The sequence below is a fragment of the Fangia hongkongensis FSC776 = DSM 21703 genome (assembly GCF_000379445.1).
Taxonomy (GTDB): domain Bacteria; phylum Pseudomonadota; class Gammaproteobacteria; order Francisellales; family Francisellaceae; genus Fangia; species Fangia hongkongensis.
The window spans coordinates 55,340-76,687 of record NZ_KB902245.1 but is presented as its reverse complement, the minus strand read 5'-3'; the positions used below and the strand labels follow the sequence as shown (position 1 = coordinate 76,687).

The 21,348-nt window shown below is 36.1% G+C and carries 34 protein-coding genes; 12 read left to right on the top strand and 22 right to left on the bottom strand.

Annotated features, from left to right (window positions below; genetic code table 11):
- Positions 1–576: 576 nt before the first annotated feature.
- From A37Q_RS0104985 to A37Q_RS0104940, 9 genes are all read left to right on the top strand, one after another.
- Positions 577–2,400, top strand: coding sequence for a protelomerase family protein (locus tag A37Q_RS0104985; protein ID WP_018299182.1), 1,824 nt, complete (start codon positions 577–579; stop codon positions 2,398–2,400).
- A complete protein-coding gene (locus A37Q_RS0104980) occupies positions 2,393–3,220 on the top strand; it encodes a hypothetical protein (protein ID WP_018299181.1) in 828 nt (275 codons plus the stop codon). The genes A37Q_RS0104985 and A37Q_RS0104980 overlap by 8 nt, the downstream gene beginning before the upstream one ends.
- A complete protein-coding gene (xseA, locus tag A37Q_RS0104975) occupies positions 3,187–4,701 on the top strand; it encodes an exodeoxyribonuclease VII large subunit (protein WP_018299180.1) in 1,515 nt (504 codons plus the stop codon). Before A37Q_RS0104980 ends, xseA begins: the two co-directional genes overlap by 34 nt.
- Positions 4,694–5,485, top strand: coding sequence for a DNA/RNA non-specific endonuclease (locus tag A37Q_RS0104970; protein WP_018299179.1), 792 nt, complete (start codon positions 4,694–4,696; stop codon positions 5,483–5,485). The genes xseA and A37Q_RS0104970 overlap by 8 nt, the downstream gene beginning before the upstream one ends.
- 9 nt (positions 5,486–5,494) lie before the next feature.
- Entirely contained in the window at positions 5,495–5,707 is a 213-nt protein-coding gene (gene xseB, locus A37Q_RS0104965; RefSeq protein ID WP_018299178.1) for an exodeoxyribonuclease VII small subunit, read from the top strand.
- Positions 5,691–6,251 carry a hypothetical protein gene (locus A37Q_RS0104960; RefSeq protein WP_154648622.1) on the top strand — a complete coding sequence of 187 codons (561 nt, stop codon included), beginning with the start codon at positions 5,691–5,693 and terminating at the stop codon, positions 6,249–6,251. The genes xseB and A37Q_RS0104960 overlap by 17 nt, the downstream gene beginning before the upstream one ends.
- 137 nt (positions 6,252–6,388) lie before the next feature.
- Entirely contained in the window at positions 6,389–6,634 is a 246-nt protein-coding gene (locus A37Q_RS0104955; protein WP_035404738.1) for a helix-turn-helix domain-containing protein, read from the top strand.
- Between the two features lie 151 nt (positions 6,635–6,785).
- Entirely contained in the window at positions 6,786–7,136 is a 351-nt protein-coding gene (locus A37Q_RS0104950; RefSeq protein ID WP_018299175.1) for a hypothetical protein, read from the top strand.
- 283 nt (positions 7,137–7,419) lie between these two features.
- On the top strand, positions 7,420–7,626 hold the full coding sequence (locus A37Q_RS0104940; protein ID WP_018299173.1) for a hypothetical protein: 207 nt from the start codon (positions 7,420–7,422) through the stop codon (positions 7,624–7,626).
- 71 nt (positions 7,627–7,697) lie between these two features.
- Here A37Q_RS0104940 and A37Q_RS0104935 read toward each other — a convergent pair whose 3' ends face one another.
- The 11 genes from A37Q_RS0104935 to A37Q_RS0104885 form a co-directional block, all read right to left on the bottom strand.
- The gene (locus A37Q_RS0104935; RefSeq protein WP_018299172.1) at positions 7,698–7,991 is read right to left on the bottom strand and encodes a hypothetical protein; all 294 of its coding nucleotides are present in this window, start codon (positions 7,989–7,991) and stop codon (positions 7,698–7,700) included.
- Entirely contained in the window at positions 7,984–8,646 is a 663-nt protein-coding gene (locus tag A37Q_RS0104930) for a division plane positioning ATPase MipZ (RefSeq protein WP_018299171.1), read from the bottom strand. The genes A37Q_RS0104935 and A37Q_RS0104930 overlap by 8 nt, the downstream gene beginning before the upstream one ends.
- Positions 8,647–8,788: 142 nt before the next feature.
- The gene (locus A37Q_RS0104925; RefSeq protein WP_018299170.1) at positions 8,789–9,058 is read right to left on the bottom strand and encodes a hypothetical protein; all 270 of its coding nucleotides are present in this window, start codon (positions 9,056–9,058) and stop codon (positions 8,789–8,791) included.
- 83 nt (positions 9,059–9,141) lie between these two features.
- Complete coding sequence (locus A37Q_RS0104920) at positions 9,142–9,432, bottom strand: hypothetical protein (protein WP_154648621.1); 291 nt, start codon at positions 9,430–9,432, stop codon at positions 9,142–9,144.
- A complete protein-coding gene (locus tag A37Q_RS0104915; RefSeq protein ID WP_018299168.1) occupies positions 9,422–9,856 on the bottom strand; it encodes a hypothetical protein in 435 nt (144 codons plus the stop codon). Before A37Q_RS0104915 ends, A37Q_RS0104920 begins: the two co-directional genes overlap by 11 nt.
- On the bottom strand, positions 9,857–10,024 hold the full coding sequence (locus tag A37Q_RS16210) for a hypothetical protein (RefSeq protein WP_018299167.1): 168 nt from the start codon (positions 10,022–10,024) through the stop codon (positions 9,857–9,859). It lies immediately after the preceding gene.
- A 10-nt stretch (positions 10,025–10,034) separates the two neighbouring features.
- Positions 10,035–10,346, bottom strand: coding sequence for a hypothetical protein (locus A37Q_RS0104905; RefSeq protein WP_018299166.1), 312 nt, complete (start codon positions 10,344–10,346; stop codon positions 10,035–10,037).
- Positions 10,336–10,581, bottom strand: coding sequence for a hypothetical protein (locus tag A37Q_RS0104900; RefSeq protein WP_018299165.1), 246 nt, complete (start codon positions 10,579–10,581; stop codon positions 10,336–10,338). Before A37Q_RS0104900 ends, A37Q_RS0104905 begins: the two co-directional genes overlap by 11 nt.
- Positions 10,571–10,855: a helix-turn-helix domain-containing protein gene (locus A37Q_RS0104895; protein ID WP_018299164.1), complete on the bottom strand. Its 285-nt coding sequence runs from the start codon at positions 10,853–10,855 to the stop codon at positions 10,571–10,573. The genes A37Q_RS0104900 and A37Q_RS0104895 overlap by 11 nt, the downstream gene beginning before the upstream one ends.
- Positions 10,852–11,256 carry a DUF3024 domain-containing protein gene (locus A37Q_RS0104890; protein ID WP_018299163.1) on the bottom strand — a complete coding sequence of 135 codons (405 nt, stop codon included), beginning with the start codon at positions 11,254–11,256 and terminating at the stop codon, positions 10,852–10,854. The genes A37Q_RS0104895 and A37Q_RS0104890 overlap by 4 nt, the downstream gene beginning before the upstream one ends.
- Positions 11,249–11,467: a hypothetical protein gene (locus A37Q_RS0104885; protein WP_018299162.1), complete on the bottom strand. Its 219-nt coding sequence runs from the start codon at positions 11,465–11,467 to the stop codon at positions 11,249–11,251. Before A37Q_RS0104885 ends, A37Q_RS0104890 begins: the two co-directional genes overlap by 8 nt.
- Positions 11,468–11,742: 275 nt before the next feature.
- On the opposite strand from A37Q_RS0104885, the gene A37Q_RS0104880 reads away from it, so the two are divergent.
- The gene (locus tag A37Q_RS0104880; protein ID WP_018299161.1) at positions 11,743–12,147 is read left to right on the top strand and encodes a hypothetical protein; all 405 of its coding nucleotides are present in this window, start codon (positions 11,743–11,745) and stop codon (positions 12,145–12,147) included.
- 153 nt (positions 12,148–12,300) lie between these two features.
- On the opposite strand, the gene A37Q_RS0104875 is transcribed toward A37Q_RS0104880, so the two are convergent.
- The 8 genes from A37Q_RS0104875 to A37Q_RS0104840 all read right to left on the bottom strand — a co-directional run bounded on the left by A37Q_RS0104875 (position 12,301) and on the right by A37Q_RS0104840 (position 17,355).
- Positions 12,301–12,483 carry a hypothetical protein gene (locus A37Q_RS0104875; RefSeq protein ID WP_018299160.1) on the bottom strand — a complete coding sequence of 61 codons (183 nt, stop codon included), beginning with the start codon at positions 12,481–12,483 and terminating at the stop codon, positions 12,301–12,303.
- The gene (locus A37Q_RS16360) at positions 12,480–12,647 is read right to left on the bottom strand and encodes a hypothetical protein (protein WP_018299159.1); all 168 of its coding nucleotides are present in this window, start codon (positions 12,645–12,647) and stop codon (positions 12,480–12,482) included. Before A37Q_RS16360 ends, A37Q_RS0104875 begins: the two co-directional genes overlap by 4 nt.
- Before the next feature lie 172 nt (positions 12,648–12,819).
- Positions 12,820–13,104, bottom strand: coding sequence for a hypothetical protein (locus A37Q_RS0104865; RefSeq protein WP_018299157.1), 285 nt, complete (start codon positions 13,102–13,104; stop codon positions 12,820–12,822).
- 195 nt (positions 13,105–13,299) lie between these two features.
- Positions 13,300–13,716, bottom strand: coding sequence for a hypothetical protein (locus A37Q_RS16415; protein ID WP_018299156.1), 417 nt, complete (start codon positions 13,714–13,716; stop codon positions 13,300–13,302).
- Positions 13,717–13,719: 3 nt separating this feature from the next.
- On the bottom strand, positions 13,720–14,328 hold the full coding sequence (gene lexA / locus A37Q_RS0104855; protein ID WP_018299155.1) for a transcriptional repressor LexA: 609 nt from the start codon (positions 14,326–14,328) through the stop codon (positions 13,720–13,722).
- Between the two features lie 98 nt (positions 14,329–14,426).
- Positions 14,427–15,686, bottom strand: coding sequence for a DNA polymerase Y family protein (locus tag A37Q_RS0104850; protein ID WP_169710234.1), 1,260 nt, complete (start codon positions 15,684–15,686; stop codon positions 14,427–14,429).
- Entirely contained in the window at positions 15,683–16,165 is a 483-nt protein-coding gene (locus tag A37Q_RS0104845; protein ID WP_018299153.1) for a hypothetical protein, read from the bottom strand. The genes A37Q_RS0104850 and A37Q_RS0104845 overlap by 4 nt, the downstream gene beginning before the upstream one ends.
- The gene (locus A37Q_RS0104840; RefSeq protein WP_018299152.1) at positions 16,165–17,355 is read right to left on the bottom strand and encodes a hypothetical protein; all 1,191 of its coding nucleotides are present in this window, start codon (positions 17,353–17,355) and stop codon (positions 16,165–16,167) included. Before A37Q_RS0104840 ends, A37Q_RS0104845 begins: the two co-directional genes overlap by 1 nt.
- Positions 17,356–17,738: 383 nt before the next feature.
- On the opposite strand from A37Q_RS0104840, the gene A37Q_RS0104835 reads away from it, so the two are divergent.
- Together A37Q_RS0104835 and A37Q_RS0104830 are read left to right on the top strand one after the other, a co-directional pair.
- Positions 17,739–18,512 (top strand): ParA family protein, encoded by a 774-nt coding sequence (locus tag A37Q_RS0104835; protein ID WP_018299151.1) that lies wholly within the window; start codon positions 17,739–17,741, stop codon positions 18,510–18,512.
- Positions 18,509–18,823: a hypothetical protein gene (locus A37Q_RS0104830; RefSeq protein WP_018299150.1), complete on the top strand. Its 315-nt coding sequence runs from the start codon at positions 18,509–18,511 to the stop codon at positions 18,821–18,823. Before A37Q_RS0104835 ends, A37Q_RS0104830 begins: the two co-directional genes overlap by 4 nt.
- Positions 18,824–18,857: 34 nt before the next feature.
- Here the strand turns inward: A37Q_RS0104830 and A37Q_RS0104825 are convergent, their stop codons facing one another.
- The 3 genes from A37Q_RS0104825 to A37Q_RS0104815 are packed head-to-tail and all read right to left on the bottom strand — an operon-like array spanning position 18,858 to position 21,262.
- Positions 18,858–19,436 (bottom strand): VOC family protein, encoded by a 579-nt coding sequence (locus A37Q_RS0104825; protein ID WP_018299149.1) that lies wholly within the window; start codon positions 19,434–19,436, stop codon positions 18,858–18,860.
- Positions 19,437–19,478: 42 nt separating this feature from the next.
- Positions 19,479–20,741: an MFS transporter gene (locus tag A37Q_RS0104820; RefSeq protein ID WP_083906981.1), complete on the bottom strand. Its 1,263-nt coding sequence runs from the start codon at positions 20,739–20,741 to the stop codon at positions 19,479–19,481.
- Between the two features lie 32 nt (positions 20,742–20,773).
- Complete coding sequence (locus A37Q_RS0104815; RefSeq protein WP_018299147.1) at positions 20,774–21,262, bottom strand: autoinducer binding domain-containing protein; 489 nt, start codon at positions 21,260–21,262, stop codon at positions 20,774–20,776.
- Positions 21,263–21,348: the final 86 nt, after the last annotated feature.

The window sequence follows — 21,348 nt, the reverse complement described above, 5'->3', positions numbered from 1 at the left end:
ATGAGCTACCGCTACCTTGTTTCGCGCTTCGCGCTCAACTTCGGTGCGGTGCGCTCACTCACTTTCCGTTTCTTGGGTATTTTAAAGCCCGTGGCGAGGCGTTCTTACTTTACCCTCTCGAACTCTCCATCCTCTGCCAGTCTTCACATCCTCAATATGTAGTGCGCGTATGGGGGTGACATATTTTGATCACTCACCTCTCATTTTCAAAGCCCCATTTAAATAAGACTATATAAGGCTTTCTAGGCGCTCTCTGTCAGCCTTTCTCACCTCTTTCACCTTGCTTCCTCTCTAAATATAACGCCTTCCTAGCGCCCTCTCAGACGCCATACTAATTGGCTAATTTATACACCGAATTGCCTCATGTAGTAAGATATCTACAATGTAGTTGCACTACTTTATGGTTGAAAAATATACCATACCCTGTAGTTTTGTTACCGCTACTTATTTGCAAAAAGTTGAATTATTTTTGATTTATGCTTGACTTGTTACCGCTGCTTTATTATAATGGTAGCTATATTCGAGATTGCCTCTACCGCCTAAATATTTCTGACTAGAAAACATGGAGTCGCCAACATGCAAAAAGATATCAGCGTCACTTCCCTAGGAAAACTCATTGCCTTTGAAGCCGTCAAAGAAAGATCATACTTCAAAAAAATATTCGATGAAATTACCCCTAGAGAGAAGCTTGAACATGCAATCATTAAAGCACATGGTGAGCTTACTCAGACTGATCAAAATAACGCGCTTAGAAAGCTGCTAGAGTTCTCTAAGCACTATTTTGAGCCTACTACATACCATTACCCTGAAAATGACACTCACGAGCTTAAAGAAGCCACTGAGCATTCAATTGAAGTCCTGACAAAGTGGGCTAATAAAATTGAAGAAGCGCTGAAAGAAAAGAAAGCTACTTCTGGGTTTAATCGCTTTATTCATCGCTCCGTCTCTGCCCTTGCAACACGCTTAAATAAAATTGAAGATTTGGGGGTGAGAAAAGAGCACTTCAAAATTGCATCATATAAAATCAATGAAGCATTTTTTGAGTACAGCTACCTGACACAAGACACCATTAAAAAAGCCCTTGCTAAGATATCGACTGAGTTGGGGGTGACTGACGCAATTATCTCTGTCGGTGAAGGATTGGGCAATGCAATCCCACAATCAACTGGGGTATCCTTACCTCTTGAGATTAAGCATACTACGCAAATTATTGGCAACATTTACAATGAGTTCGACCATAAAACAAAGAAGTTGGAAAACCACCATCTTGCTACGTTAAAGCGTGTCATTCTATCACTTAAAAAACGCCTCTGCTCAATTGAAAAGCTCGATACACGTTACAACTATCTCACTAAAGCAAAATCCGCTATCAATAAGTACATTAAAGGCTTTGATGAGGAATTCGTTGCTATTGTACACAATGACCTTGCTGCACTTAGAGATGAGCAAGCCATGCAATATAAAAACAATCAGTATCAAACTAAAGTGACGCTTAGAAATAAGACTGGCGACAGCTATAAACTCGCACTTATGACATCACTAAAAGATAACCCATCTGATGATACTATTTACGTTGAAATCCTTTCGAATGGCGATATAGCTTACAAGCTTAACACGCCCTCTCATGTCATTAAAGACGGTATTATCACCGCTGATGACTTCAAAGAAACGGTTATTATGCCTAAGCGAAATAAAATTGAAGATTTTAACGCTATTAAAGAGCAAATTATCCATGTGATTGCAGAGCGCGGCAAAACATACAAAAAAAGTCTGACTCATTTAAAGCTCAACATTAAGGACGCGCAACAAATATTCGATGATGTTGAAAGCGAAATGATTAAGCAAATGCAGCCTGCTCGTTATCAGTCGTGGTCTAAGCTGTGCTTATCTATCTGCTTATTAACAGGCAGACGCATTTATGAAGTATGTGTCACAGGCAATTTTGAAGTCATTAATGCTCACACTATGAAGATAACAGGACTTGCTAAGCAAAAAACCGATGAAGATAGAGAGAACAAATCTATTGAATTTAAAACGTTCAGCAATGCCAATTTAATCCTGCAAGCCATCACAATTCTCAGAGATATCAAAGATTTTAGTGTTTATGGTGACGACTACAGAAAATTTGACAAAGCAACCAGCACACCACTTAGAAGCGCCCTATCGCCGCAGCGCGAAAATCAAGTTGCTATGATTACGAATCCTGCTGTCACCATTAAGCTACTGCCAAAATCTATGCGCCAGTTGTATGCTGCTATGCTGAAATATCAGTTCCAATTACAGAAGCCAAATGAATCTGACAATTACTACGACCATGAGCTTGCAAAGCATCTAGGTCACGATGCTGAAAGGGATATTGAGACGGTGCAGAGTTATAAGGATATTGTGATTTATGATTAGTAAAATCGATTTTCAATTTAACCTGCATGAATTACAAAAAAAGCATGGAACGCCATTTGACAAAAATGAGCTTTCTGTCAGTGGGGTATTATCATATTTTTGCAGCAAAACATGCGGTCTAAATATTTATCCCTATAAAATAGAAGTGATTAACCCTGATCAAATTAGTTATATACAAAACCATTATGAAAAAAACCCTAAAGATAGAATCTGGTCAAATATGCTCTATAAGGAAAGGTGTAAACCCGATTCTGGGAATATGAAAATGTTGCAAAAAAATCCTTTTTACTACTTCAATGGCGAAATGATTGATCATGACAATCCCCCTGAATATATAAGATATAAGGGTAAACTATATTTGCTAAATTCAGGAAATCACAGGACTGTAATTGCTAAATACTTCTGGCATTTCAATAAGGAAATTATTCAAAAAAATGGTTATTGTGGAGTTATCTGTAAAGTTTCCTCTGTAAAAAATATTGATATTCAGTCATTAGCTCTATATAAATTCCTTGAGAAAAGAAATTTTTTAACTTTAAAGGGCGCAAATTCGATTGACTTTAAACTTCAAGATAACCAACTAAAAATCGATATATCCATGCTTGGCATCACTCCTAATAAAAAGGAAATAATACACACCATAGGTAATACACATGAATTTATAGCCGCCTTAAAATGGCGATATCTGCTAAGAAATTTTAAAAAGCAAATTCATTATTTTAAATTGTTTAATTCAATATTCTCAAATTACTATAGATATAGCATCATCAAAGCATATTATAAATCATGTACAAAAATAAAAGCCATTCTATCCTTATGATGATCGATCCAGCCCACCACAAAGACGAATCATCCTTTACCCTCTCTGAATTCCTCACCGAGATCAAACAAACGCTCGACAGGAAATTCAAAGGTAACGGCTACTGGGTACGCGGTGAGTTATCAGACTGGCGCAAAAGTGGCGTCCATTACTATGGTGAACTAATTGAGTTTGATGAAAACACACACCAAAGCCTTGCGAAAATTCGCTTGAACATGTGGTCTAGCCTTGCAAGTAAGATTATACCAAAATTTCACAATGCCACTGGTGAGCAGCTTAAAACTGGTATGAAAGTATTGCTGTTAGTTAACGTCAACTTTCACCAAAACTTTGGGCTATCACTCAACATTATCGACATTGACCCAAGCTTTACACTGGGCGACAGAGAAGCCAGAAAAAAGAAAATCATTACTGATTTGACTGAATCAGGCGTAATCGACAACAATCGCGCCCTATCAATACCAACTGAATTTACCAATGTTGCTATTATCTCTAGTGAAAACGCGGCTGGGCTAGGTGACTTTTTTGCTGAAGCTGACCTGCTTAAAAAACACAGCCTCTGCAACTTTGATATGTACCATGCATCCATGCAAGGCAAAGATTGCGCGACAACTGTTGCCCGACAGTTTCGTGAAATATATAGAGCCACCACTTCACAAGAAAAAAGCTACGATGCAATTGTTCTTATTCGTGGCGGTGGCTCTCAAGCCGATCTTGACTGGTTCAACTACTTTGAAGCCGCTAATGCACTTTGTCATATGCCTATACCTGTGTTTGTCGGTATTGGTCACGAGCGTGATAGAACCGTTTTAGATGATCTTGCAGCGCGATCATTTGATACGCCTTCCAAAGTCATTAATTTCATCGCTAAGACGATTACTAATAATGCACAAAAAGCTCAAGCTAACTTTGAGTCGATTAAATTGATTACACGTAACTGCTCTAGTAAAGCAAAAAGCGATATCGAAAAACAGCATCAATACATCACGCACTTTGCAAAGCAAGCTGTCATCGCACAGAGAAAAGCTACAGACGACTATTACAAACTTGTTCATACAAACGCAAAGCAGCAGCTCACTTATCAAACGCAATTGATTAATAGCCACTATCAAAACATGATGCAAATGGCTAAGAAGTCTATTGAAGTCTCAAAAGTTCAAGTGAATAGTATCAAGCAAAATACTTTTACAATTGCAAAAAGCTTAATACAGAGCCACGGCAAGCAGTTAGGCATATGGCAATGCGGTATTGTAGAATATGCTAAAAATACGCTTTACAACGCTCAAAACAGCATTAAAAGCCATTATAAAGGCGTGTTGTCATTATCCATTGATCCAACTTTGCAGCGTGGCTTTGCAGTCACAACAGACAACGGAAAATATATCACATCATCAACACAAGCAAATCAATGTGAATCACTCAACGTCAAATACCATGATGGCGATGTTCAAGTAACTATCAAAAGAGAAAACAATGCTTAAAAAGATCATATACTCAACACTAGCAACCGCCCTACTCTGTACCAGCTTGGTTGCAATGCCTATTAATACAATCAACTACAAACCGACTGCTGGCGAGTTTTGTCATGATTATGGAAAGTATGGCTACCCAGGGAAATCTGACTATTATTTATGTCGTGACGGCTACGTTGTCGCTTACAACTGTACAACTAAACAGCCGAATTACTCTCTGTATCGACTAACAGCAAACTCAGTATCAACAAAGTTAAAACGTAAAGATGACTTTGAGCCTGATTTATCACTGCCAAAGCAATGTCGTAGTGAGTTATCTGACTGGCGTAAAAGCGGATATGACCGTGGGCACCTAGCGCCATACGCTTCGATGGACTTCTCAAGAGAAAGTGCAAATCAATCTTTCTTGCTATCAAACATGAGTCCGCAAAAGGCTGGTTTAAACCGTCAAGGGTGGTCGAAATTAGAGAGCTTTGTAAGATTCTGGGCAAAGTCTAAAGGTGAACTATATGTCTACACAGGCGTCATATTCAAAGGCAAAAAACCGAAAACGATTGGCAAAAGCAAAGTTGCAGTGCCAAGCGCATACTACAAAGTCATTTACGCTCCCAAGCAGAATGAAGTAATTGCTTTCATCATGCCGAATAAAGCAGTTAAAAAGTCTTACAGCGCAGTCAACAATAGTCGTGTCTCTGTCAAAGAAGTTGAGCAACGCACTGGGTTTACGTTTTTCAATAACCTAACTAATGAACAAAAATCGAAAGTATCAAAAATGTGGCGTACATCATACTGAGGAGGAATCATGGAAAGCACATCAAAATCATATAGCGAAAACTACAAAATACTGGAAGATATACACAACAAGCTACAAAGCGGTCAGAATAACCCTAACGTTATCGATGAGCTTGCACCTATGCTTGAGGCTGCATCAAAGAGCTATCAGGCTTGTAAAGAAAGAATTGAGGCTGCTGAGAAGTTTGTGGCGAAGTTTGAAAGAGATGAAAAAGATGGATAGATGCTACATTAATGATCTAGATGAAATAAAATTAAAAATACAATACGAAGAAACTTTGGTTCATTTTGAAGAAGCGATGCTCTGCTATAACACAGGAGCATACAAAGCTTCTACCATATTACTTTGGCTTGCAATTTTTCATGATCTAATAAATAAAATTAAAGAAATGAGCACAAATGGTGATAGCAATGCTGAACAAATAATAAAGAAATTTAATGCTCTTTGCGAAAAAAATGACGTCAAACTAATGCAAGATTTTGAAAAAGAAATATTAAAAAAATCCTGTGATGAGCTTATGCTTATAAGCACTATAGAGAGGGAACATCTTAATAGAATTAAAGTAGATAGAAATTATGCAGCCCACCCATACTTTTCCATAGAGTCAAAAAATCATCATTATAAAGAACAATTGAAATCCCATATATTACATGCATCAAACTACCTTTTTATCCAACCACCTATTAGTGGAAAATATAGAGTTGATGAAGTGTTTAAACTTATACAGCAGGATTCATTCCCTACAACTGTTACGCGACAAATATAATGCTCCACCCTTGAGGAGTCTGCGACATTTATTTTGCTCCAGTCTTACGACATTTATATTGACCCACCCTAATACGATATAATTGCTGACATTTCACTCAGCAATATTGGATTAATATAACAATGAGGAAGACCCACGTGGCAGTAATAAATGAAGTTTTGTATATGGATCATAAAGGTGAAAGCCAAAGAGCTATTGAGAAATCATTAGGTATTTCACGCAACTCTATTCGTAAATATTTAAAAATAGCTCGCAAACATGGTTATGGTGACAAAGTTAATGTAAATGATCTAATTGATATAGCGGCTAAAGTCTCAGAAATAATCTATAAAGATAAAGGGCGTTCTAGTGAAATTGAGGGTGAGCTAAAGCCTTTACGATGAAATTGATAGAGAGTATCAAAAGCGTATTAATAGAATAGAAGATGAAGATTTAATAAAACTCCTCATTGCAGCCCCATCTCCCGTTACAAAAAATAAAGCTGTAGAAGTTTTCCTACAGTCTCATTCGTACAATTGCAGTTATAACAATGGGATGAAAATTCTAATACCACATTCAAAATTTTTCACACTAAATGATTTGAAAGATTTACTCACAAATATTTTTGATGAAAGTAAAGTGGTTATAAATTCCAAACATCATCAAATCCTTGGTGCTGGGGGAATGGATGATGTATTTGTCGAACTTCATAATTCAGTATATGAAACAATGCATGAGTATCAACTAAAAGATTTTCAGCGTGTATGGCAGGATTTTGCCACTAATACGAAGGATTATGACATTAAAACTTATAAATCAACAGATGATGAAATTGATAATTTTGCATTCCTATTCCCTGAATTAAATAAAAAGATATCACTACCACACATGATGGACTCAGTGTGAAAGTTATGCCTTTTAAACCCATAACCATATTTATTAAATATTTCATCATCTACACCGTAATAGCCGCCCTTTCCGCATGGATTCCCTTCATGTGGATTGGCGTTGTGTTTGGCGGCATCTCAATAATCATCGCCTCGTTGATAATGGCGATATTGAGGACTATAGATTTCGTTAACGACAAAAAGCAAAAGATTGGCATCAAGAAGTTCCTTGTTGCTATCGTATTGCTTGTCATAATCGATATCATCTATACATTGATATCAACATACTGGATGTGATCAATATGAAAAAAATACCACTATCAGAAATTGAGTTAGAGTTCATTGCGAATGCAGCACTAGCCTTTGACGGCATGATCGCTGACGAGCAAGCTGACTTATCTCATATAGCTGAAATTGCTAGATTCCTCATTGGCTTGTATGGCAAAGGTGCTGATTTGTCGGAAGATGAGAAAGCAATTCTTAGGCAAGCTTATAAAATATTAAATTAGCACTACATTAATTAGTTTAAACTGGTTTGATTTGGTTTAGTTTTTATTAAACCAGTGTATTTTAGTTTATGTTATTCATATTCATCTTGAGTAATATCAATTCCAAGCCTTTCCGCCTCTTGCTCTATCCCAAAAGCCAAAGCCTTAGAACCTAGCTTTCTTCTAGATATATCACCATCATGATATTCAAATAGTTTTTCTAAAAGACCAGCGTGTTTTGCAGATAGCGGAAATGTGAACTCCTTTTTATGGTATTTATTATCCATCGAATTTTCTTTTTTTACGCCATCCTCAGCTTGGTTTATGTAAGTTTCACTCTTTTTATCTGGGGTATTAATAGGTGTGTTTTTTCTGAATTTAGACATTTGACTCAATCTCCTTAACTAATTTTTCAATCTCAAATGCAGCCTTTTTATCTTTAGACTCAACCACGCCAATTCCTTCTGATGGACAAGTCTGATATACAGCTCTATGTACAATTTTGACGTTTGAGATATCAAATATGTTTTTATAGTCCTCTAAAAAATCATAGGCTTCATTACTTTGACTACTTAGGACTTGTGGTGGACAGTCATTTAGAATTGCATAAATTTTCCTATTTGGGTTTTGCTCCTGAGTCTCCTCAATAATTGAGGATATTTCCTCTATCACCTCTAGATCATTCTGTGACGGTATAAAGGGAACGTAAATAATATCACATACTAAAAACCCAGCTCTTAGTGATTTATTATCTCGACCCTGAACATCAATAATATTGACATCATAATGTTTTGCGTGCTCCTTAATCGATGATATCAAATTGTCTGACTCTAAAAAGCAGTGTATTTTTGGTAAATCAGGGTGAAGTTCATTCCTTCGTGAAATCCACTTAGATGCAGTTCTTTGCTTAAAGTCACAGTCAATTATGGCAACACTTACACCTTTGTGAGCAATGCCTACAGCTATATTTTCTGTAATCGTTGATTTACCTGATCCGCCTTTTGAAGTTAAAACCCCAATTATCGTTCCTCTATCAGACATCCTAACCTCCAACATAATAAAGTTTAGTTTAAATAAGTTTAATATGGTTTAGTTTAGTTTAAATGAAACATTATATCAATATATTACACTAACTTAATTTAAACTAGTTTAAACTACAATGGTTTGAATTAAATTAGTGTAACTATCTAATAGCAACCCATCTCTCAACGCTAAGTGTAAAACCCTTCTCATACCCATTTGACTCAACCAGCTCATCGATCCAGCTATCTACTGCTGCATATACCTCTGGGTTGCCTTTGACCGCTGATAGACTTGCCACACCTACCTTGATCGCACAACGTTCAACATATGTATTAGCGTCACCTTCCTTTGTGAATCTGCACATCATATGCGCTTCCCAGCCTTTGACTTTGCCATTCTTTTTGCGTTTTTGGGTTTGTTTTTTAGGCATAAAAATAATTACTTAGTTTGTGTTTGTATGATGATTCAAAAGAGTAGGGCGCTGTTATGGCTGTGATTAATCGTAAGATTGATTTAGCGTTCATTGTCTTTTTCTTTCGGTGCTTTTCCTCTTGTAATGCCGTTTTGTCTACAATACATTTTATATTTCGTTCTAAGCCCTACAATGAAAAGACCTAGCAGAACCGCACCTATTACAATTTTGAAAAATATATTCGTATGGTTATCAGCAATGAGAGTTAATCCTTCTATGGGCAGATAAACCATGCCTACCATTGCTAAGATTAAAGCTATTAAGACGAATGGTGTAGCCGCATCATGATAGATTATTTTATTTAATGCTTTTTTCAATTTGCTAAGGTTCATTTTTAACCTCTGATTTTTCATCAAAAACAGCCTCACCATCTTCTCTAGTCAGCGGCACTCTCATTGCCTTATCTTTGTATATTGCGCGAACATAGTACAAATTTTTAGCGTATTCATCATCTGATTCAATTTTCCACGACACTAAATGCTCAGGAATGAAAGCTGAGCCTTCAATTTCAACCGCCTCACTTGGGATAGTGTATGGCTTTTTCAAGTAAAACGTGCCAGTAAATCTATGACCAATAGGTAAGCTCTGGCGTTTCGTATCAATCTTTGCTTTTGTCTTGTTAACGTAATCAATTATCTTTTTCAGATCGTTCTCACTTGAGTTATCAATGAAAACGTCTTTTTTGAAATTGATTAAATCTAGTATGCGATCTAAGGTATCGATATCTGATTTTAGATTTTTTCGTTCTGCGGTCATTTATAATTTACCTTTTTGTATTTTTTCCCAAATACTCTCGCAATAATCATAGGCTGCGCTTAGGTCACATTCGGTCTTTTCTCTTAAATTCTTCATTGCCACAGGAACCGAGCCACCTGTCTCTTTGAGTATTTCGACAATCTCATCTCTACAAATGTCTAAATCCATAATATATTAACTATCTCCATGCTTTGTATAAAAAGTTCACACTGTTCAAATGTGTAAGCCTTAGTTGATTAAACAAATACTCAATATATGATGCTTCCTGTTCTTTTCTTTTAATCTTGGCGATTGCATCTATTGGAAAGGTAAAACCATACATGGTTGAATATTTACGCACAGTAGAAGGGCTGCAATTAAATTCTTCTGAGACATCATCTAAAGTTCTTCCAGCCTCTCTAAAATCAATAAATACTTGCTTAATAGGTCGCTTATATTTGCTCTCAACCAGCGATCTTAAGCTTAGACCATTATATTGATTAGCTGCCATCCTTCCTCCTCAATTTGTCATGCCCAATCAAAAAGACTCTATTATGACCATGTTTACGTATAGCCATACGCAATTGATTAACAGTGTCATATTCTAATACAGATGCAACTTTTTCCATACTAACAGGCTCATTATTAGCAAACCAACGACATGCAGCCTTATTATTGGGATTATAAGCCAATTCAAAACCTAAACATATTTGACCATTTTTCTTACGTGGTTCTTTAAATATCATGACATCTCCACCTGCGACTAAGTACATTATCACGATTGATTATTTTAGCATTGAAACTGTCCATCTCTACAACACTGATAGGCGTTTCTATCTTTTTCACTGACAGTCCGTATATTCTACAGTATCGTGAGATGGTTGAGCAGTCAAAGTTAAGCTTTTCTGAAATTTCACGATTGCTTAGCCCTTTAGCTATATAGTGTTTCAGGACTGCTTTGGCATCTTTGCCGTACTCTTTTTGCACTGTTTCGGTGAAGATGCGTGTATTAGTTTTCACGCAAAACCACTCCAATATATATCATCATTTAGCATAGTTTCTATCGCCGAATCGATAGCAATATCACTGTGCACTGTCCACCATTGCCCAGTATGTCTCATATAAGCTAATGAAGCACTTCCATCTTCATGAAAATGCATTCTTCCTGTCTTTTCTTCAAAACCACTATCAGGATCATTGGCACGCTCAAAATGAATGCAGATATACATATATGATCGATACCATTTAATGTATGCACATGTAGGAGCGTTATATTTTTCCTCTTGATGCGCTTCAAATCTCTGATTTGCAAGTGTGATTTTTTTTGCAAAATGTGACTCAATATACGATTTCTCTGTAGCTGTTAGCTTTTTGTTAGTTGGTTTCTCTGGCGTAGCATACCATCCGCGCTTTCTAGCCATATACATTACTCTTAATTAGTGATATATCTATGATCTTATCTATATCGAGCATAACCGTCTCGCTTGATTCCTCTGTTTCTAGGTGCGCAAAAACATTGCCTATTTCAGTTATTTTACCATGAATATGCTCATAGTTGTCGTAGGTAATGTATACGGTTTTTTTTCTTGATTGTGCCTTTTTCAGCTTTTGAATATTTCCTTGTAGACTCATATTTTACTGACAAATATTTAGGTGCTTGTTATATGGGTGTTGTCACTGAAAATTCAATGAAAACTCTCTGGGGTCAAAAAAATTCAATTATTTTCACTTTAACACCACAATTGTGGTGTAGGTCGTTTTGTAAGTTGTGTAATCATGAAAAAGTCTAAAAAAGTTGGCAGTGATCTAACAATTGTAGGGTCACTGTCTGGATTTTTCATGGCAAAGTATAGTTGCAATGCTGGTGACAGCTTTGTATTAAGTCAAATAATAACGAGGAACTCAAAATGAAAAAGAAGTTAATAGTCATGATGCTACCATTTGTGTTTGGAACAGCTCAAGCCACAAGCATTTTTGATGATGCCGTTGCTTCATGTAATGGACAATATGCAGTTTGGTCTTTAATTGGAGCGAACCAAGAGAAACACAAAGACTTTTATTTGCCTGTGAGCTATGTGCTAAAAGTCAAAAAAACTGAAAGTCAGGGGTATAGCGGATATATGACTGAAAATGGTATGAACGTTGAGTACAAATCGCTTAATGTTTCAATTACAACCAAGGATGATATTGTAACAGTGTATAGTTCACTACCAACGCAAATATTCAGTGTTGACAATCATGCTTTTTTAAGTCCTTTAGATACACAAGGTGATCAATCAGGGTTCAACTATATTGGTTGCGCTGCATTTTAGCGTTAATTAATCGGGTGGTTCACAATCCGTAAAAGAGGATTTGATAGTATTTCCAAAAGGTGTTTTATTTCTACCACCACCCGAAATTTTATTCTCAATTAAAGATTTTAATTTTGGCTATTTGTTGTGTCAAGATTAACCATGGCAATATTTTCATACATTCAGTTTTCTTACAAAAAACTGCGCTGCAAAATAGGCAACACTAAAACTAAATATCACAGATACAATAATATTAACATACAGTAAATCATGCCTGAGCAGTTGCAATAACTCAATCAGTGCAACTGCTAAAATTGCAGCCAGTATAAGGCAAATACTCCATATTAGTAGCTTCACATTTCAGATGCCTGATTATCGCTCGTATTCCTATACGATAATATCTCTTTTGGAAGTAAACCAGTAGTTTTTGATACGATTGACATTGGCACACCAAGCTCGATCATTTCTTGTGCTTCTTTGTGTCTTTTGGCTCTATTTTCCAAATGATTATCCTTCTTCATATTGCACGCCTTAAGCGCTCTTTGAGTTTTCTTTTTTTCTCTAATATCATTTCATTTTCTACATTTTTACGCAATATGTAGTGTTTTTTGATTTTGACGAAATTGAATGTAAATCGCATTGCTAACACCTCCCAGAATTATTATTTTTATTATGTTATTTTCTTTGAAACGCTTATGCCGCTTGCTTTTTTGTGATCAATGCAAGCACGTTAGAGATAGCATCATGTAAGTCAAAAGGACTCACTTTAGATAAGCGTTTTACGATCTTTTTACGCATCAGTCCTTGATGTAGCAAAAGGATTTTAAAGCCCTCACGCGGATTAAATAATATACGCAAATAATGATTCTTTTCAGCCTTGGCTTCAACGCCTCTGTCAATTGCTTGAAACTCACTCACTTGCCAAAAGAATGCCTGCTCTTTGGCATGTAAAAATGTCAATATTCTATGACTATCCATTTTTTACTCTCTCGATATTATGTTGCTCATGTTTCTAGTTTAGCATAACTCAGTTTTGCACTTCTTTTCCTTATCAAAGCCCGATAACCACTGCGCTAGGAGGGGGAAGGGTGATACGCAGTGTTGCTATTATCAGGCTTTGAAACCCGTTCAAATATCCTTAATTTTTTTGCTTGTATTTTCAAAAATCGTGGCTCATATCGTATTTGCAATGATTCGTGGGTATCTGTCATGGATATCGGTATCTTGCGCTGCAATAGTCACAACATAGAGCCTTATTTCACCGTTATCTTGTGCAATAATTCCGTGAATATAATGACCTTTGGTTACTGTAAACCAGTTTGTCTGTCCAGTCGCCTTATCACGCTCCATAAACTCATTCACAATAATCTTACAATGCTTCGGAAAATACTTATTCCACATGCCTTTTTTTAAACTCTCTAACCGTGCCCAGCCACCAAGGGGTAGGGCGCCAGATTGTTTCTCGCGTCTACCCCACGGCATATACTCCAGTGACCCATCTCGCTTCAAAACAGGCAGCAATGCCTTTGGGTTTGGAAAGTAAACTTTGTGTATTTCTTCATCCCTGATATACATCGCACCGCCACACATAAATCAACCCAAATAATTTTTAGAAAAACGAAGCCCAAGATATACACCTTGAATCTTCACCCGATCAGCAGGGTAAATCATAGGCGCAATTGCATTATTATGTGCAACTAAAAGAACCGTATTATTATTCTGCATTTTAAACTCTTTTAAGGTTGCTTCTGAATCATCAATGAGTGCAACGACAATTTGACCGTCTCTCGCAACCTGTTGCTTTTGTATTAAGACCAAATCGCCATCCAAGATACCAATATCTTTCATTGACTCACCCGATATCTTCAATAAGTAACGATCATGCTCTTTAGTGCTGATTAAGCCACCTAAATCAACGCTTTCAATCACTTCATAGGCTTCAAGTGGCGAACCAGCCGCGATAGTTCCTACAAGAGGAAGGGCGTAATCATTAGCTTGTTCAATTAATTCAATACACTTTCGTTTGCCTTCAGGAATATGAATATAGTTCTTTTCTTTGAGTGCACGAACATAATGAGAAACAGTGCTTTTAGCTTTTACGCCCAATTTGTCAGCGATCTGCTCAAATGTAGGTGAATAGCCTTCATTTTCAATAAATGCTTTAATAATCTCTAAAGTCTGTTTCTCTTTGTTTGTTAACATAACATACAACTTTAAGTGCTATACTGCCTATTATGTTCTATTTATGTTTTATTTCAAGATAAAAACACAAAAAAGTCTTCTATTTGTTGTGATCTGGCTTACAGACTATTTTTCTTACCAGTGGCATCAAAGTTGAATGAAATCACAGGCACCATATTGGCTTTCTCAGCTAGAATTTCAGTTGCGGAGCGCACAGCGCCTTTACCGAATTTTTGATTGATCTTGTCTTTAACTGCATCAATCTTTGATTGCTTAGATTCAGGCAGTAAATCATCAAACAAATCGATTTGCTTAATCTCAGACGATTGCAGTGATAGCGCAGTGATTTGCACTTGGTAGAGCGGCTCTTGTTGCCAATGCCTAAAGTGTGATCTTACTAGCTTCCAGATTTCTTCAGTGATATTTGTTGCAGGGTGTGTTTTGTATTTAAAGCCGACCCAGCCACGCATATTCTTAAATCCAACAAAAAAAGTATCACAAATCATTTTATGCTGGCGTAAGCGTCTTGCTAGTCGCTCAGTGAGCTGTCGCATAATCCCACGTATAACGGATTTGTCATGCTCGCCAGCGGTAACTTTGCCGTGACCCATAGATTTATGATCTTTATCTGTTGTGTCAACTGGCATAGGATCATTGCCAAGACAAGTCAAATATAACCGACGCCCAATGTCACCAAATCGATCAGCTAAAATTGCCATCGGATATTTCTCGATATCTTTACAGTGATAGATTCCAAAGCGCTGTAAATATTTCTCAATGTTTTTGCCAATGCCGCAGATATCGCCGATAGGCGCATCAGCAATATAGGCTTTCATGTCCTCTGGTGCGACAATTGTCGTCTCGCCTTTGTTTCTGGCGCAATATTTAGCCGTTAACATGCCTTCAGATATGCCAATTGAACATCGTAGACCGCCACTTGCCTCAAATACGGCTTTTCTGATTTTATTAGCAATCACTTTGACTGAGCCATAGAGCCTCAAAACTGGCTCTAAGTTGATATAACACTCATCTATTGAGTAGACGCTAACATCGGGCGTCAAATTCATAATTGCACTCATCACTTTAGCTGAGATTTCAGCATAACGATCTGGGCGAGAAGGGCGTTTGACTAGGTGCGGACAAATCTTTAACGCATCATGAATTCGCATACCTGTTTTAATTCCAAATTCACGCGCTTCATAACTGGATGAAATAATAGCAGTACCTTTCTCGCCATTTGTAACGACCACAGGCTTGCCTTTAAGCTCAGGAAAATCAATTTGCTCACAGGATGGAAAGAATGCGACCATGTCAACCAACGCGACACATCGATCCCAGTGTTTGTGGGTGTCGGGACAGTAAAAAATATCGTTATTCAATTTTCAACCACATATGCATGAGCTTTCTCAATCTGAGTTTTTTGCTGCCTCAGAATTACCGTCTTTATGAGCTCTGTCAATGCTGGCTGCATTAGCAAGATAATCACGATAAGATAGAGCTGCAACAGCCAAAAGATATAATACACAACTTCAATAGTCATGAGATTTGTCAGCGATAAGAATATCAATAACACATTGATGAAAATGAGCCTCGCGGTGTATTTGTTGATATTCAGCGCTGCATTAACATTACGGTGATTTTGGAGAGACAACAACTTTGTTACAAAATACAGATAAGTAGCTCTAATAAACACTAACAACAACAAAGATAGTGAGCTAATTGCAATGTAATTAGCAGTTATAATTCTGTGTTGTGCAACGTATGAAAGCGCATACACGACAAGAGTTAGCGCCATAGCAGCAATACAAGCAGTTATATTCATCACATTTTTATTTTGTATTATTCTTTTCTTCAACATCACGCCGCAACCTCCAGAGTATTATTTTCTACCATCGACATCCACTTACCAAATCCAGCAGGACGATTTAATCGTCTTTGTTTAAGCTGGCTCATAGCTATATTGCACCAGTGGCGAAAGTTTTTTGCATTGCTGTAGTAGTAGGCTTGATTGCTTGCCATGTGATAAAGCCATTGGTACATTTCTTTGTCGCTTCCGATAACTACATTTTGTCGTTTTACATAATCGATGATAGCAACCAGAGCTACGCACTGGGAATAGGGCAGTACGCCGCTGTGAAAGCTCTGATCTGCGCTTCCAACGAGGTCTTTTCTTAAATCATCTTTTTTCACAGATGGCATTTCAATATCATTTTTGCTGACAAAACTATCGGTTTTGCTAATTGTTGCTACACTTGCAGTATTGGTATTGCTTATCGCTTTTACTCTACCCCCCCCTCGTAAGAAATGAGCAATACCATTCAAACCATTATCACAAAGACGGTAAAACTCATCATCATTGATCAACTCAAGCTTAAGAAGAACTGCATTAATGCATTCATTTTCTGTCTCTAGGTCATAGTTTTCAGTGACCTCTAGCATTGCTAAGTTAATTTCTTCAAAGTCAACTTCCGTATGCTCAGCTATGTCATTGACTATTTGCTGAGTATCGAAATCAGTTTTTAAAGAGTAACAATCATCTTTACATTCAGGCTTTTCAACACCCTCTAATTCTTGAATTATCTCTAGATTGTTATTTTGTTCTTTTTTATTTTCTTCTTTTATATATGATTGGTCGGAATCCTGATTTTCTGATTGGTCGCAAAACTGCAAATCAGCATAAACACTGGGTTTGATTACCTCTTTAGCGCTATTTTGAACTAAAGAGTCTATATGCGACATGATGTCTTTGAACTTCTCTGTAATGAACAATTTAAGACGGACAGCACCGTCATAGCAACGAACCTTTATTCTCTTTATCCAGTTACTTTTTTCTAATTCAACCAAAGCTTTTTTGCAGACTGTTTTACCTAGTCCTGTTTGCTCAATGATATGATCGATATTGGGGAGTAAGAAAAAAGGTTTCCCTTTTTCATCAAAATATTTGCTTCCGCTCACCCTAAAATAAATTAGATCAGCTATTTCAGCATAATTATGATTGCCAATTTTTTGTCTTAAGATTTTTCTTCCTGCGTGGAATATTGTGGACACGTTCTAGCTCCTTCTCTTGAAGTTGATATTTTCAACCAATTAAGCTAGAATTTAACTGCTTGAGGGTTATCTAGCTTAGTTAATCTATTTTAGTTAACCGTCGTTTTGGCAGGTTTATTTACCTGCCAAACATAAAAATCGATTTTTTACTTTTCATTCAATCCTCCCGTAGATTAAATATCTATTTATAAATTAATCACGTTTTTTTAATATGTCAACGTGTTCCATCCCTTATGTTATAATATTTTATAATTACTACATTATGTAGCATATTATTACTACACTGTGTAGCACATTCAGACTACAATAACGTGGTATTTGCAAATGTAGCATAACTGTGCTACATTATGTAGTTGAAAAGTGCTACAAAAAGGAGGTAACTAATGGCAAAGAAGATAACAGCAATCATTAATCATAAAGGAGGGGTTGGGAAAACAGCCATCTCTACAAATTTATCATATGCATTGAGTGAGCTTGGAAAAAAAATCCTCTTAATTGATTTAGACCCACAAGCTCATTCATGTATAGTATTTTGTGATGATGTAAGTGAAGACAATAACGTATCAAATGTCATTAGAGACAGATCATATAGTATAAAAAACGCAATTGTTCAGGCTCAAACTCAAGGTGATGACATTGAAAATTTATATGTGCTTCCGTCTGACTTGCAATTATCACTGACTGAAGTTGAAATATATGGAAGAACTCGTTTTGAAAAGCTATTACACAGACAGCTTAATAAAGTTGCTGATGATTTTGATTATGTCATTATAGATTGCCCACCCAACCTCGGTCCGCTCACGCAAAATGCTATTTTTGCTTCAAATGATATTTTAGTCCCGATCAATTATGATAACTTTGCTCTGCGTGGCGTTAAAACGCTTTTTGATAAAATTCATGATGTAAAAGAGGATCAGCCAGACTACTCAATTAAAGTAATACGAAACAAAAGAGATATTAGAGACAAAAAAATGACAACGACCATTGAGTCTGAACTGTCTAACAATCTCCCAGATCAATATCTTGTAAATACCATAATAAGAAAAGCAAGTGTTTTAGAGCAATCTAGAATAGATTTAGAACCAATAGCCATTCATGCGCCAAAATCAGCAGTGAAAAAAGACTATGATGATTTAGCTAAGGAGTACATTATATGACAAAGAAAAGCCCACTATCTGGAATAAAGCTGCCTAATAATGACAGTACAGAACAACCTAAAAAAACAGCATTAGGAAGAAAGCCTAAGAAAAAAGTTATTGACAAGAAAGTACCATCACCAAGGTCATACCGTATTAGTTATAATGAACTTGATATGCTAAGAGACAAAGCAGAATCAGTATCAGAAATGGTAGGTAGCAATATTAAGATAACCGATACTTTAATTCTTAGGTCTTTAATTAGGCTATCTGAAAAAATAAGTAATGACGATATTATTGAAGAAATTAAGCTTATTCGTATGGAAATCTAAACCGTCCTATCAACAGTTAATAAAGACCTAAACACTACTCACCAATATCAGCATGACCCTGTTCTAACTCCCATTGAATACCATAATTATCAACAAAGTAAAAATATTTTATGTTGCCGACTATATTACATACGCTATCTTTTTGACTGAGGTCAGATTCCATTTTTTCATCATGAAAATAAAAATCATTGGTCGTGATAGCATCTATCTGATACGCATCATAGTTCTGACGGGAACTAATAAGAGTCGCTAACCTACTTGATTTGATATAATTAAACGACTCTTCAATATTGTTAACTTTAAGTGCTATATGACCCACATTCCCAATTTGGTGTGTTTTTTTATTCAAGTCGCGTTTATCAATAGGTTTGGGGGCGTGATACTGCATTAATTCAAGTGTTAAATTTGTATCAGGGATTTGTAAAAATCGTACTGTTACATCAACCTTCTCTGGGTTATCCATAAAACCAGCAGATTTAGAAAACCCAACATTTTTAAAATGTGGAAACGTTTGAAGTGGCTCAGCATTAAAAAGTTTTTTGTAGTATTGTGACGCAAGTTCAGTATCATCAACAACAATATTAATATGACTAAGTCCTGAAAATTTTATCATTACATCTCCATCTATGTTTAACCAATATACTTAATAGCTCTTTTAAATTGGTTGAATATGATTTGACCTATTGGATGATATATCTTTTATCTCTAATCCACCCTCTAATTTACAAATCCCAAGTGCCGATATGATGCAGATAACACCAAAATATATGATGTGCATATATTGAGATAATCCGCTTAGTGCAACTATAACAACGGGCGTTGTAGCGCCAAAGATTACTAAGGCTATATTATATGTAAAACCTAAAAGGTACGACCTATTGTTTATTGCAAAAATCTTTGATAAATAGCTAGGCAGCGCTGCCATATTTATTGATAAGATGGCACCAAAAATAAATTGACCTAAAAATATTAAGGGGTAATTTTTTAAATACATCAAATAAGTGTGAAGAAAACTAAATGCGAACAGCAATACAATTCCATATAGTTGTAGCTTAAATGGATTACCTAAATCATGAATTTTTCCCCAAAAAGGAATGAATATTATCGTTGCTAAAACACCGATACTTGAGATCATTAGTGAGTTTAATGGTGAGTACCCAAGAGAGTTCAATGTAGTAGATGACATTACTGAAAACATATAAAATCCTACTGCTGAAAATGATATATAAGCAACGGTAGCTATAACCGTATACTTTTCACTTTGCAGTACTCTAAATAGACTTATGTTTGGATTATGCTTAGTCACTTGTGTTCTATCATAAGCTTTGACTCTAAATACCCAAGAAGCAAAAAACATACACGCCGAGAATAAAAATATATAGCGCCAAGCATTCGATGTAGGAGTTATAACACCCATATAACTTAAATAATAAATCAATAGTGTGGCAGCTAATACACCAATTGCTAAAGCTGCATTGATTAAAGAGGGGATAAAATATTTCTTATCTGAACTGGCATGATCATACATGATTACGAAGGATAGTGAATACTCAGCACCAATTGAAAATGATTGGAGCATCCGAACAAATAATAGTATAAATAGACATAGTATCCCTATACTGGAGTATGTAGGAACACATGCCATTAATATTGTACTAACAACCATTATTCCAACTGAGTATTTAAAAATATTATATCGATTATATTTATCAGCTAAGATACCCATTACGGTACCACCTAGCGGTCGACATACATAGGAAATTGAAAATACAGAGACTGTTAGCAACAATGATGTGTGAAAATTTATGTCTTGTGGAAAAAATATTTTAGCAAAAAGCGGAGATAGACCTAAAAATATAATATAATCGAACCACTCAATAGCAGTGAATAAAAGTATTGATACTTGTCGTTTTGTCATGATATACACCTAAATATATACGAATAAAAAATCTAAAATACTAGCCGAGATAAAGCTCGGAGGTCTAACAATGACTGGTTTATCAGCTCTATGTTTCTTTGAAAATCGTGACTAACAAACTTTGGGTTGTTTGTTCTACTTCCAAATGCAATCATTTCGTATAAATTTTCATATTGATAAGACAATGTAATGCCATTAGCAATATCATGATCATAACGCGCATCCATAACCATTTTATTACTACGTGTGTTATGTGATAAGGCATTCCATATAATAGTAGCAGTGCCTTGATCTTGACATAACTCACTCAATTGGCATGAGTCACGAAAATTGTTGTCTTTAAACAGTTTATTCCACTCTAAATGAGAAAAAAAGCTCGTCCTTTTTTTTAAATCCCTATCTTCTACAGTGTATGATAAGTAATTACAGTTGATATTGCCAAGAGCCCTTAATATTTTATAAAAACTCATCTGGATATCTTCGCTAAATGGAATGATCTCATCAACTTGATATGTGTTCATTTTTTTATTATGTCAGGGGTATATTAACATATAAGCGAATGGTATCATACCACCATAAATAAAGTAAATAACGATTAAAGGTATTT